Origin of the sequence: Paenibacillus sp. sptzw28, from assembly GCF_019550795.1 — a bacterium.
Taxonomy (GTDB): Bacteria; Bacillota; Bacilli; order Paenibacillales; family Paenibacillaceae; genus Paenibacillus_Z.
Genome location: NZ_CP080545.1, coordinates 5,352,201 through 5,365,350 on the forward strand (window position 1 = coordinate 5,352,201; position 13,150 = coordinate 5,365,350).

Annotated in this window: 11 protein-coding genes; 3 read left to right on the forward strand and 8 right to left on the reverse strand. The window is 53.0% G+C overall.

The features are described 5' to 3' along the window. Nucleotides 1-22: 22 nt before the first annotated feature. From KZ483_RS24845 to KZ483_RS24860, 4 genes are all read right to left on the reverse strand, one after another. Entirely contained in the window at nt 23-1,150 is a 1,128-nt protein-coding gene (locus KZ483_RS24845; RefSeq protein ID WP_220353662.1) for an acyl-CoA dehydrogenase family protein, read from the reverse strand. A gap of 40 nt (nt 1,151-1,190) precedes the next feature. Next, on the reverse strand, nt 1,191-2,042 hold the full coding sequence (locus KZ483_RS24850) for a 3-hydroxybutyryl-CoA dehydrogenase (protein WP_220350233.1): 852 nt from the start codon (nt 2,040-2,042) through the stop codon (nt 1,191-1,193). A 21-nt stretch (nt 2,043-2,063) separates the two neighbouring features. Next, nucleotides 2,064-3,236, reverse strand: a complete 1,173-nt coding sequence (locus KZ483_RS24855) for an acetyl-CoA C-acetyltransferase (protein ID WP_220350234.1) — start codon at nt 3,234-3,236, stop codon at nt 2,064-2,066. Nucleotides 3,237-3,384: 148 nt separating this feature from the next. After that, nucleotides 3,385-4,503 (reverse strand): acyl-CoA dehydrogenase family protein, encoded by a 1,119-nt coding sequence (locus KZ483_RS24860; protein ID WP_220350235.1) that lies wholly within the window; start codon nt 4,501-4,503, stop codon nt 3,385-3,387. Nucleotides 4,504-4,851: 348 nt separating this feature from the next. On the opposite strand from KZ483_RS24860, the gene KZ483_RS24865 reads away from it, so the two are divergent. Beyond that, complete coding sequence (locus KZ483_RS24865) at nt 4,852-5,199, forward strand: hypothetical protein (RefSeq protein ID WP_220350236.1); 348 nt, start codon at nt 4,852-4,854, stop codon at nt 5,197-5,199. A gap of 94 nt (nt 5,200-5,293) precedes the next feature. On the opposite strand, the gene pelA is transcribed toward KZ483_RS24865, so the two are convergent. Continuing rightward, on the reverse strand, nt 5,294-8,662 hold the full coding sequence (gene pelA / locus KZ483_RS28750; protein WP_258881407.1) for a pectate lyase: 3,369 nt from the start codon (nt 8,660-8,662) through the stop codon (nt 5,294-5,296). A gap of 224 nt (nt 8,663-8,886) precedes the next feature. Beyond that, on the reverse strand, nt 8,887-9,831 hold the full coding sequence (locus KZ483_RS24890) for a helix-turn-helix transcriptional regulator (RefSeq protein WP_220350237.1): 945 nt from the start codon (nt 9,829-9,831) through the stop codon (nt 8,887-8,889). Nucleotides 9,832-9,869: 38 nt separating this feature from the next. Here KZ483_RS24890 and KZ483_RS24895 point away from each other — a divergent pair, with 38 nt between their 5' ends. After that, nucleotides 9,870-10,007 (forward strand): hypothetical protein, encoded by a 138-nt coding sequence (locus KZ483_RS24895; RefSeq protein ID WP_220350238.1) that lies wholly within the window; start codon nt 9,870-9,872, stop codon nt 10,005-10,007. A gap of 183 nt (nt 10,008-10,190) precedes the next feature. After that, on the forward strand, nt 10,191-10,502 hold the full coding sequence (locus tag KZ483_RS24900) for a hypothetical protein (RefSeq protein WP_220350239.1): 312 nt from the start codon (nt 10,191-10,193) through the stop codon (nt 10,500-10,502). A 26-nt stretch (nt 10,503-10,528) separates the two neighbouring features. On the opposite strand, the gene KZ483_RS24905 is transcribed toward KZ483_RS24900, so the two are convergent. Together KZ483_RS24905 and KZ483_RS24910 are read right to left on the reverse strand one after the other, a co-directional pair. Continuing rightward, the gene (locus tag KZ483_RS24905) at nt 10,529-11,266 is read right to left on the reverse strand and encodes a response regulator transcription factor (RefSeq protein WP_258881780.1); all 738 of its coding nucleotides are present in this window, start codon (nt 11,264-11,266) and stop codon (nt 10,529-10,531) included. A 1-nt stretch (nt 11,267) separates the two neighbouring features. Beyond that, complete coding sequence (locus KZ483_RS24910; protein ID WP_220350241.1) at nt 11,268-13,127, reverse strand: sensor histidine kinase; 1,860 nt, start codon at nt 13,125-13,127, stop codon at nt 11,268-11,270. Nucleotides 13,128-13,150: the final 23 nt, after the last annotated feature.

The following is a 13,150-nucleotide window of genomic DNA, read 5'->3' on the forward strand; positions in this document are numbered from 1 at the left end:
ACCGCCTTATCGATGAATTGAATTATTTGAGCAGCCGGTTCCCTATCACAATCCGGTGAATTTCGTTCGTGCCTTCATAAATTTGCGTCACCTTCGCATCGCGATATAACCGTTCTGCCGAGAGCTCTTTGGTGCATCCTTGCGCTCCGAGCATACGCACCGCCTCGCCGGCTGCCGCAACCGCCGTATCGGAAGCGAACATTTTTGCCGTGGAAGCCTCCACCGTGCAGGGCATACCTTCCTGACGCATATAGGCGGCCCGGTAAACAAGCAGGCGCGCCGCTTCCACCTGAGCGGCCAAATCGGCAAGCCTGGCATGCTCCGGCTCCACCCGGGCCGATCCGTTCAGCGGCTTCATGGCATTCTTCGCAAGCTGCAGCGCAGCTTCGGCGATCCCGAGTGCCTGAGCCCCGATGCCGATCCTGCCGCCGTCAAGTGAAGCTTTGGCAATGGCGAATCCGCCCCCTTCTTCGCCAAGCCTCTGAGCTATGGGGACAGTCATCCGGTCAAATATCAATTCGCATGTGCTGGAGCCGTGAAGGCCCATCTTCTTTTCCTTTCTTCCAATCCGAAAACCGGGCGTATCGCGGTCAATAATAAAGGCGGTAATGCCGCGCGGCCCCTGACCCCGGTCCGTGGCGGCAAATGCGATGTAGGTATGCGCCGCCCCTGCATTGGTAATGAACACCTTCGTCCCGTCAATCACATAATGATCTCCCTCCGGCACGGCAGAAGTTCGTATCGAAGCGGCATCCGATCCTGCGCCCGGTTCCGTTAACGCAAACGCGCCGAGCCACTCCCCGGAGGCTAGCTTCGGTACATATTTCATTCTCTGCTCTTCGGTGCCGAAGTGGAGAATCGGAAGCGTTCCGACGGAGGTATGGACGGACAGAATAACTCCGGCTGCAGCGCTTATTTTGGAGATTTCGTTTACGGCAATAATATAAGAGATAAAGTCCGAGCCGGCCCCGCCCCACTGCTTCGCCACAGGAATACCCATCAAGCGGATCTGCGCCATTCTGTTTACCAGCTCATATGGAAACTCATCGGTCAGTTCCATCATGGTTGCAGCCGGCGCAACCTCCGTTTCCGCAAAATAGCGAACCGCTTGCCGCAGCTCTTCCTGTTCCTTCGTAAAGCGCAGCTCCACCGCCGACAACTCCCCTCCGACTTGTCTCCGGCGCTGGCCTTTACTCGTAAATGTAGAAGCCGCGTCCCGACTTGCGGCCCAGCCAGCCTGCGGCGGCATATTTGCGCAGCAGCGGACAAGGCCTGTATTTGGAGTCGCCGAAGCCTTCATAAAGTGTCTCCATAATCGCCAGACACGTGTCGATTCCGATGAAATCAGCCAGCTCGAGCGGCCCCATCGGATGATTCATGCCGAGCTTCATCACTTGATCTACCGCTTCAGGAGCAGCCACGCCTTCATAAACGGCGAACACCGCTTCATTAATCATCGGCATAAGAACTCGGTTGGAGACGAAACCAGGGAAATCACGGACTTCCACCGGTGTTTTGCCGAGTGTTTGCGCAAGCGATCTAATGCTGCCGAACACCTCATCCGAGGTAGCCATTCCCCGGATAATTTCGACCAGCGGCATTACCGGCACCGGGTTCATGAAGTGCATCCCGATCACCCGCTCCGGCCGCCCGGTCACTGACGCGATTTCCGTAATCGACAGCGAAGAGGTGTTTGTTGCGAGAATGGCATCCTGTCTGCATATGCCGTCCAATGCCCGGAACAGCGATTTCTTGATGTCCATTCTCTCAGGAGCCGCTTCAATAACCAGATCCGCGCCGCGGGCATCCTCCAGGTCGGACGATAAGGTGATTTTGTTTAAAATGTCCGCTTTCCTCTCTTCCGTCAAACGTCCCTTGTCCACGGACCGGGAGATCGCTTTGCCGATCCGCGCAATGCCGCGCCCGGCCGCCTGCCTGTCAAGATCGTAGAGCATGACGTCGAAGCCGCTTTCCGCAGCCGTCTGAGCGATTCCGCTTCCCATCTGTCCTGCGCCGGCCACCGTGATTGTACGGATATCCATCGTTATTCTCCCACCTCGGATTTATCCATCCACCCGAATCATTACGGCATCCCCCTGCGCGCCTCCGCTGCAGATCGCCGCTATGCCAAGTCCGCCGCCCCGGCGCATCAGCCCGCCTATCAAAGTCAGCAGGATCCTCGCTCCACTTGCTCCGATCGGATGGCCGAGCGCAATCGCCCCGCCGTTCACGTTCACCTTCTCTTCATCCCATCCCAGCATTTTGCCGCATGTCAGGATAACCGCAGCGAAGGCCTCGTTCACCTCGAACAAGTCGATGTCCTTAAGCGGGCGGCCGGTCTTGATCAAAAGCTTGCGGATCGCAAGTGCAGGTGTCACCGCGATATAAGGCGCTTCCGCGCCGACCTCCGCATGACCGATAATCGTTGCCAGCGGTTTAAGTCCGCTGCGGAGCGCTTGCTCCTTCGACATCAAGACTAACGCCGCCGCTCCGTCGTTCACTGTCGGAGCGTTGCCGGCGGTGATGGTCCCGCTCTTGTCAAAGACAGGGCTGAGCCGGGCAAGCTTCCCGGCGTCCGTATCGGCGCGGGGACCTTCGTCGGTATCGACAACGACAGCCGCGCTCGCCGAGACGGGTACAATTTCTTCGGCGAATGTCCCCTGCCGGATAGCGGACACCGCCCGCATATGGCTGCGAAGCGCCCAGTCATCCTGTTCAGCCCGGCCGATTCCATATTCGGCGGCGACACGGCTGCCGTGAACGGCCATATGAACATCCGCGAATGCGCACTGCAGTCCGTCATGAATCATCAGATCGACAAGCCCGGAATTCCCCATTCGAATTCCCCACCTGGCAGACGGAACGGCATACGGCGCGTTGCTCATGCTTTCCATTCCGCCCGCAGCAATGATATCCGCGTCGCCGCACCGGATCATTTGATCTGCCAGCGTAATGGCGCGCAGCCCTGAAGCGCATACCTTGTTCACCGTCTCGGACGGAACGCTCCAATCCAGACCGGCGAGCCTCGCCGCCTGCCGCGACGGAGCCTGCCCGGCGCCCGCCTGGAGCACCATGCCCATCACGAAGCCGCCAATTGCAGCGGGATCCACTCCGGCTTTGCGGATAGCTCCCTTAAGGGCGGCCGCCCCCAGCTCCACAGCCTTAATATTCTTGAATGCACCGCCGAACCTGCCGAACGCGGTTCTGGCCCCGCCGACGATGACCGTTTCACGCACCGGAGCACCTCCTCCGATTCTGCTCTTGCCTTGGAGACTTTCCGATGTTATATCGCACGTCAAATATGCAATGCACAGGCATCATCCCAGTAATCCATCCCCATATTTTGCATGAATATCCATGAAAGAAGCACCATCGGACAGACACCTAGTCAGCTATCATGCTTCGTATAAGCGAATCCTTATTCAACTTACCGGAGCCTATACCCATTTCTATACATTTGGCATCGCGCATATAACGCTCCACCGTATATTCCCGCATATACCCGTAGCCGCCAAACACCTGGACCGCCTCGATCGTGACGGCGACGGCCGTGTCTGCGGCAAATTTGCCGGCTAAAGCGGCCTCCTTACGGCAGGGAAGGCCTGCAGAATGACGCCATGCCGCTTGATAAGCAAGAAGGCGAGAGGCCTCCAGTCTTGCTGCCATGTCGGCCAGCTTGAAAGAAATACCCTGCTGCCGGCCGATCGGTTTCCCGAACTGCTTACGGTCTCCGGCATATTTAGCAGCAGCATCCAGCGCACCCTGCGCAATTCCGACAGCCTGCGCGGCGGCGCTGATGCGAGCGAGCTCCATAACCGAGCCGGCGATCTCCTGTCCCTGTCCGGCTTTGCCGAGCCTGTTATCCAGAGGTACCCTGCAGTTTTCGAACGTGATCTCACTCACTGCAAGCGAGCGTAGCCCGAGCTTCCGCGCTCTGACGCCGACATTGAAACCAGGCGCCCCTTTTTCAACAATAACAGCGTTGTATCCGCGCTTCCTCCGCCCTTGTTCGGGTGCATTCCGTGCGATAACGACATAGGTGTCCGCTTCCCCTGCGTTCGCAACATAGCGGTTCGAGCCGTTCAGGACACAATCGTCTCCGTCCTCATAACCGGTGATGCCCGGCTCAAGCGAAGACGCTCCCAGCTTCGTTCCATTCGCCAGTCCCTTCAAATATTTCTCCTTAAATTCCCCGCTGCCGAATGCGTAGATTGGCCATGACGAGAGAGCGGTATGCGCAGCCAAGACGGCTCCCGTCGAGGCGCATACCCGGGAAAGCTCTTCGATCACGACCGCATAAGTCAAACAATCGCTTCCCGATCCGCCATAGCGTTCAGGCCAGGGTATACCCGTGAGGCCCAAGTCTCCCATTAAATCGAACAGCCTACGGTCAAACCGTTCCTCTTCATCGCGCTCCCCGGCCTCCCATGCGACTTCTTCCGCCGCAAAATCCCGGATCAACGCCCGAGTCATCTCCAGCTCCTCGGAAAAACGGAATTGCATCTCCCTCCCTCCTAAGGGTTTGCGGAGCAAACCGGCTTCGTAAGCATCAACAGGGTTTGCGGAGCAAACCGGCTTCGTAAGCATCAACAGGGTTTGCGGAGCAAACCGGCTTCGTAAGCATTAACAGGGTTTGCGGAGCAAACCGGGTTGGCAAGTATCATCCTCATCGTGGAAGGTGGACAAAATTCGACGGTGTATGCATGTATCGTATTATATGAGCGTCACTCGGGCTCCATGATACGATTGTTTTCCGGGTGAAATTGAGGTCTGCCTTATATAGATGGAGCCTGACATGCTTTTCATGAATAATCTAATATAGCTTCTTTTGTTTCGAAATGAGGGATAGCTGTGGGCAGCAAAACCGGTAAGAGTGGAAATAGCGCAAAGAGACAAAATGATGCAGTCAGTATTGTGGGCGATAATGGAGATAACAACGGAAGTAACTTTCCGGATATCTTGCAATTCATTGGAACAATTCTGGTAACGGCCGGGGATGTAATTACAGCTTTCGGGCAGGCTCTTGCAATTGAACAAGATAGACAAGACCAAATTCAGTCGCAGCTGGAGAAACAGGAACAACAACGTCAGCAGCAGGAGATGCAGGATCAGATCGACGAAATGCAGGATCAAATTAATCAACTGCTAAAGCAGCTTGAAAAACAGCCCAACCACAACGGGAAGAACCAGAGGACATGATGCAGCTGCATTCCATATAATATGAATCCATCTTTTAAATAAATGAAGAGGACGAATCTCTTTCCCTATGGAAAGAGGTTCGTCCTCTTTTTCGTTAATTAACGCCAGGATTCCAGCCTAGTACATTTTGCACCGTATATTGCTGCGCCCCCTCTTCCGTGAGCTGAGGCCGCGTATCCGTCAGCTTCGCACCGGGACCTGTGTTCCCGTATTCAAAGAACCTTGCATCAGCAGCTTTAAACCCCGACATGTCCGTCCAGCCGATATCCTTAATATGGGCACCCATTTCGCAATTTTTATAAACCACGTTGGCAATGGCATTGACATCGCCCCCAGGATGCCACGGTCTACCCAAATAGACGGTGCCCTCCGCCGCTTCACTGGTAAGACGGCTGTTGATGAACAAGAAGCCATAGGGCTGCGTGATCTGTGTGCTTGCGGCCGTAATGTACCCGTTATTGCTGGATGAGCCCCGGTCTAATGAACGAATCTCGCTATCCTCGAAGACTGCCCGGGCACCGCCGAATATGAAATCGACATCCCCCTCGATGTAACACTGGTAATAATACTGACTTCCCGAATGGGCAAAGAGGGTATCCTGATTGCCGATAAAGCGCACATTCCGGAAGTCCATCCGCTCGCCGCGGGCATAGACTGCTACCGCTTGTTTGCCGGATGTCTCCACACTCTTCTCATCGAAGGAATTTTCCATCGTCAGATTCCGGGCCGAGAAGTCGCTCCCGTACAGGAAGATGCTGGAGCTGCCCGTTGTCCCGTAGGTTCCTCCTGTAGGCTTCGCTTTCCCGGCATAGTTGTCATACGTAAGCACAGTCTGCTCCGCGCTCTCCCCGACAAGGGAAATAAACGGCTTGTTGGCCGGTACTGTAATGACCTCCTTGTAAACCCCATTACGGATGAATATTTCCACCGGCTGTGTATTGTTTGCCGGAACGGCGGCTATCGCTTCCGATACCGTCTTATAATCGCCGCTGCCGTCCTGAGCCACAATCAGTTTGTTGGGAATAGCCTGCAGCATATTCGTCTCATCCTCTACCCGTTCCAACTGATGAAGCGAGATTGAACGTCCGTATACGTCCTTCACGTCGGCGACGGCTTCTACATACAGACGGTTCTCATAATATCCTGTTGTCTTCGCCGCTTCCAGCAGAGCTTTCGCATAGCTGCCGCCCCATGAATACCCGTCCCTGCGCTCTTGCTCAATCTCACGGATATCCCGCTTGATAACGCCGTCACGACCCGAGAATATTGGCAGATTGGTGCCGATCTCATAGAAACGGTACCACGTTACGGCAGCCGGGTCCTCTACAAAGTATTGCCCGTTCGGATCAGCACTGACATAGCGGATGCCTTCCAGCTTCACGTCGTCAAACCATTGCAAAGCTCCCCGGACCGCCCGTTGTATTGCTGGTGTTTGCTGAGGCCGGGCCATAAGAAATTTGATAATTCCTATGGACTCGGAGCCGGATACGGAAGGGTGCTCGTACGCACGGGCCTTCATCGCTTCATAGGTCACCGGATCATGCTGCGCACACCAGGCTGCCAGCTTTCCGTCAACCTCGATTTGAGATTTCAGAATGTATTCAATTCCCTTGTCAATCGAGGTCCGCATCCGGGAACGAAGTTCATCATTCAGCAAATCGCCGCCAAACGGATACGTCCCATTCGCCATCTCACCGAGCAAGTCCATTACTTTGATCATCGCGTTATCATTAAAGGTCACATAGTTTGAGTAGTACACGGAGTCCCCTTCTAGGCCCCGCTTCGGATATACCTGCGGCCAGCCTCCCGACGTATACTGCATGATCAGCAGGAAACCGATGCCTTTCTGAATACTTGCCTTTATCGTCTCATCCCCGGTTGCCTGATATACCTGCGACAAAAAACGCAGCTGATTCGTCGTCGCATTGTTATCGATAGAGCCCAGCTCTTCTCCGCTTGGGCCGAACTGGGTGGAACGCTTCTCCACCCCGTCCCACAGACGGCTGTACTGCTTCTCCATACTTTTCGTCCACCCGCCGTGGTCCATCTGCCAAGAAATCAGGTATTTCGCCTGCTGCACCGCTTTTTCGAGATCTCCCGAGAAGACCGGGTTCTCTGCCGGCTTCACCAGCATACCAGCCTGCAGGGTCTCCTTTATTTCATAGACGACGACCGTATCGCCGAACTTGTTCCTGCCTACGGCAGCACGGGTAGGATTCAGCTTCTGCAGCTTAGGATTTAATCCTGCCCACTTCTCCGCCGGCGCCTGCAGCTTCAAAGCTTTCACATCGAACGCGTCAAACTCGCCGCCCAGTATGACCGCCACCAAGTGCGGGGCAATCGCTTCAGCCCCGGCGATCTCTACTTGAGCCGGTTCCACTTTACCGCTTGATGCGATCCTGGACATAATCAAATCCGCTTCCTTCAGATTCAACGGCTCATTGATCCCGAAGTTGCGGCCCTTTGCCGTCATAAATCCTTCCGCAATTACCGCACCAATCGCCCCTTTGCTTGATTCCGGGAGCCCTTCAGCATCATCCATTCGGTCGGAATTATTCCGTTTGCCCCCCAGCTTCAAGACGGAGGCGAGGATAATCGCGGCTTCTTGACGGGTTATAATGTCATCCGGCCGCACGCTGCCATCCGGGAGGGCTGCGGCATACCCTGCCTTCTGTGCGGCTTCAAGGACATATGAGGACCATGTGTCCTTGGATATGCCCCACACCTCTTCTCCCGAATCCAGGTTCTTGAAGGTTTCCTCAGCGTTGAACCCCATGACCCTGTTGATGCGTGCAAAAAATTCGATGCGGGTCAGCGGCCGGTCCTCTTTAAGACTGTCCGCGGAAGCGACAATCCCGGCGAGCTTTAATTTTTTCAGCAGCAGGCCGTCCATGATCTCCTCCATGCCCACAGCTTGCACTTCCACAGGCGCCGGATTCTCGGGTTCCGGCGTGACGCTGGCATCGTAAACGTGCAGATGGTCAATATTCGCGCCTCCGCTTGCTCCCGTAGCGGTGGCTTTAACCACATTTTGACCGGCCTGCAGGTTTGTTTTAATGGAGACCGTCTTCCACGAGGTCCACTCTCCTGTCGGTTCAAATGCCAGCTCGCCCACGGAGTTCCCGTTTACTTGGATCGCCGACGGGCGATTCTCCGTGCCTCCGTTGGCAAAACGGAACTCCAGCGTGTACTCTCCGGCGGCAGCCGCATTAACGCTCCACTCAATCGTCCCTCCAGAGGCATTTGGCTTAAAATCGACAAAACCTGTTCCGGTATAGCCAATATGCTGATTATCGACGACTGCCGCATTCAGCACAGCCTCTTCCGCTTCATAAATATTAGTAGTCCCTCCTTCGGCGAAAGCCCTTTCATTTTGTAATACACCGCTGACCGGCGAGGCCGATAACAGCGCGGCCAGCAGCAGTGCCACCCCTGTTTTACCTGCGCGACTTTTCCCTATCAAGATCTTGTCCTCCTTTTTTGGCGAATAGGCATGATAAGACAAGTCTGATTCTAAACGGATGACGGCGTGGCAGACAATAATCTGGACATTATCTCTCTTCTATTTATGGCCGTTTGCCGGATATATCAAATGAAATGATTACACTGGTAATGTCCGGTTCACAAAAATAGTCCGGGGCTGCCGGTACGGCGTCCTCAGACTATTGCAAAAACAAGCCTATTGAATCACTGATAAACATTTTTTATCTTCTCTATCTTCCGTTTGATTAAATCGACTGCTTCTGCCGGCTCCACGATTTCTGCATCCTCCCCTAAACCCCAAATTATATTCACAAAGAATGATAGATCTTCTTTTGGGACCCATTTACGGACCGTACCGCTGCCATCTTCCCTGCATTGGATGGAATCATCGAACGAGCTCGATTCAAGCGTTCGTACACCATTAGGCGTTAAATTAAAAATGAGCTCAGTTTTATCCATTTTTAATATTTCTTGTTCATTCCAATCCTTCACGGATCTTTTGTCGACTTCTTCGAGACATTCGATAGACGGGTTCAAGCTCGCGGAAGATATTCGATCCCCCCGGAATAATCGGTATGCTTTGCGGTGAAAGCAATAAGCCGGACAATACCAGTAACCCTGACTTGCATAGAGCCCAATCGGCTGAATGTCTCTATCCGATACTATATGGCTTGATTTGTACCGGATCGTCACGGCACTCCGAATCATGACGGCCTGCAGTAATGTCCTTAGACAAGCCGAAGACATCGACCGATGCGGACTCCAGATCGCCACTTTGTTTCTTAATCGTTCAATTTGTTCTTTTACGTCGGCAGGCAGGTAATGATAAAACTTGTGGAGCGCGGCGGCGGCTCCTTCGTCAAATGGCAGCGAACCGTAATACTGCAGGGACTGGCAGGCGAAAAACATCGCCACCGCTTCGCTTTCCGAGAACGTAATAGGCGGAAGCATTCTCTCGCGCAGTAGCCGGTAGCCCCCTCCCCTCCCTTGAACGGAGTAAATTGGAATACCGAGTGTGCTGAGTTCCTGCAAATCGCGGGTAATTGTGCGGGTAGAAAGACCGAATTCATCGGCAAGCTCCCCAGCTGTAAATGATTTTTTGGCGTTAATCACCATAATGAGTTGGATGAGTCGCTGTGATTTTAACAAAAGCATCCTTATCCTTTGCGTTTTAATGTACGTATTCCTTGAAAAAAGAAGCCATGATATGTCTTGTTTACTATAATACGCTATCTTTTGCGCTGAAAAAATGGGAGGTTGAAGCAAAGATGAGTATAGGAAAAAGCCTTGCGACACAGGAAGCTGCATCACAAGGCAATAAGTAATGAATCAGGGGGTCAGCCGAGGCTGATGACAACTTTGCCAAAACGCGGCTCAATTTATTTTGCGATATCGAGGCCGAGCCTCTGCAGCACATTATAGATTATGCAAAACATTCCAGCCTGGATCATCAGGTTCAAATTGTGCAAGGGGATTCGATAGACCGTTTGTGGCTTGAATCGGAAAGTATGGGGCCGGAAACGTTTCTTCTGATTGACCCCTACACAATTTTCGATAAAAACTCCAGCGGCCGCTGTTATTTCGATTTGTTTGTAAAAGCTGTCGATCGCGGAATTAAAACGATGTTATGGTACGGGTTTGAGACACTTGAAGGACAAAAGAAACTGCATGCTAAAATGCGGGATTCCCTAAGGAACACTGATAGGGAGCTATCCGGCATTGATTTCTATACGCAGGAATTGAAAGCCATCTATCAACATGCCCTATATCAAAATAAGCCGGCAAGCTTAATATCCGTGGAGATAGACTTGAAAGGTTAAACGGAAATAAATCATTAGACTCTCGTTTACTTATCGGATACCTGCGTTTTGCGGAATTCAAGCGGGGTCTTCCCCGTCATCTTCTTAAACGTGTTGCTGAAGTAGGCGATATCGTTGTAGCCTAGACGTTCGGCGATTTCGGAGATTCGCAGAGAGGTGCGGACGACGAGCATTTTGGCCTCCTCCATCCGCAGCGCCACGACATAATCCACGAATCTGCTGCCTGTTTGCTGTTTGAAATACTGACTGAGATAGCTGGGATTCATGTGAACCTTCGCTGCTACCTCAGTCAGGCTGATATCCCTCGCCCGGCTTTCATGGATGATCTGCATGACCTGTTCAATTGTGGATGGTTGATCGATGCCGGCGCTAAAGGAAGCTTCAGTAGGCGCAGTCCTTTTCATATATTTATCCATCCATCTTACAAGACATTCCGTCATGTCTTCGACTTCGACGGGCTTTAGCAGATAGTCGACCACACCGAAGCGCATCGCTTTCCGGGCAGCCTGAAAATCATCATGTCCGCTGATAAATATGACGGAAGGTCTATCGTCCAAACGGCACAGCTGCTCTACAAACGAGATTCCGTCCATGACCGGCATTTTAACGTCTGCCAGAATGAGCTGAGCTTCATGCTTCTTCAACCAATCGAGCGCTTCCAGTCCATTCGTGCATTCCTGGACGATTTCGAACGGAAGGCCGGTCTGTCTGAGAACCTCCCGAACGACTACCCGCACCCATCGTTCATCTTCAATGAGCAGCACCTTATACAACCCTTTCTCCCCCTTTCTTCCGCCGCACAGCCTCAGCCTCGGGCAGCGGCAGCTGCACGGTAACCGAGGTACCCGCTCCCTGCCTGCTTTCAACTTTCAGACCATACCGTTCGCCATATATATGCATGATTCGCCTGTGGACGTTAATGATGCCGATATGAGCGCCTCCGTCGATTACGTCCTTTTCCCGAAGATCGCGTTGAATTAATGCAAGCCTCGCGGGAGACATGCCTGTTCCCGTATCCTCTATACATACCTCGTAACCGCCGTTTCCGTCCTTCGCTGCGCATATCCGAATCAGCACACGATTTGTGCCCAGTTCCATCCCATGAATAACGGAATTCTCCACAATCGGCTGCAGCGAGAATTTGACAATACCTTTATCCAGCGCCCATTCGGGTACATCAATCCGGTAGTCAAGCTTTTCTTCGAATCGGAATTTTTGGATTTTCAGGTACATTTCACAGATCGTAAGCTCCTCGCGCAGTGTCACGATCGGGGAGGTATTGTTCAAATTATATCTCAGCAGCCTTGCCAGCGAGGAAACCAGTGTGGCGATGTCCCCCATTTCCCGCTCCAAGGCCATACCGCGTACCGTTTCAAGCGAGTTGTAAAGAAAATGCGGGTTAACCTGCGACTGCAGTACTTTCAGCTCGGTTTCCTTCTGGCGCAGCGATAAATCCGACTCTCTCAGCTTGGACCAATAGATTTCTTCCATCAGTATCTGAAGCTTCTCCACCATTTGGTTAAAATCATTCGTCAAATATCCGATCTCATCCTTGGAATCGACCGCCGCTCTCATTGAGAAATCCCCGTCCTTTACCCGTTTCATGAAGAACTGCAGCTTGCGGATGGGGCCGACGATACTGGCGGCAAAACCGATAGCCAATAAATATGCGGCAGCCAGTGTAGCGAGAACGGTCAGCAGAATGGTACGGCCGATGTAATCCACTCCGTCATTCAATTCCCCGCTGGGCATAATCGTAACCAGATGCCAGTTCAAGTAAGCGGAACGACTGAAGGTGTAGAACGGTTCTTCACCGGTCTGAAAGTAGCCGTTATCCTGCTTCAACATCCAGTCCGCGTTGCGAAATTCAGCCGGCTGGCCGAGCATCGCGATATCAGGATGAAAGACATAGCGGCCCTCCGCATCCAGAATAGCCATGTAGCCGGAACGTCCGACGGTGACTTTATCGGCAATTTCCTGGATTCGTTTCAAATTTACATCCATAATGAGCATTCCGGCCGGTTCCAACGTCTGGGGGTCGATGACCCGCTTCATGATGGAGATGACCGGCTCCGACCGGTGCTGCAGTACCAGCATACGGCTGAGCAGCATGATGTCCCCGTTCATCGGAACATCCCGGTACCAATTTTCCTTTTCCAGCTCACCAGCCGGGAAAGCGCTCTCACTTCCGGCCGTATCAAAGATCATAATACCGTCCAGAATGAGTGTAATCCGTGACAGATCGGACCGGGAATACGCCGTATCCTTGAACAGCTGCATAATAGGCTGCCGGATTCCGCTCTGCTGTACTTCCTCCGTATTCCTCATCACCAGAAGCTTCTTCATATTGGGTTGATTAAGCATCCTGATGGAGTCGATTTCAAAATCCCTGATGTAATATTCAATATGCGACTTGACCTGTTCGATAATCTGCCAGCTGCTTTGACTCGCTTCCTCCCGCAGAACGGCCGATGATTTGCTGTAGGAAATGATACCGACAATCGAAAGCGGTACGATAACGAGAATTCCCAGGAAGACAAGCAGCTTAAGGGAAAGCGGCCGGTCCCGAAGAAACAGCAGACGCTGGATGATCTGCCACAGCTTCAATGCTTTGTTGCGATGCACGTAATCGGCTCCCTCCGGCTGCT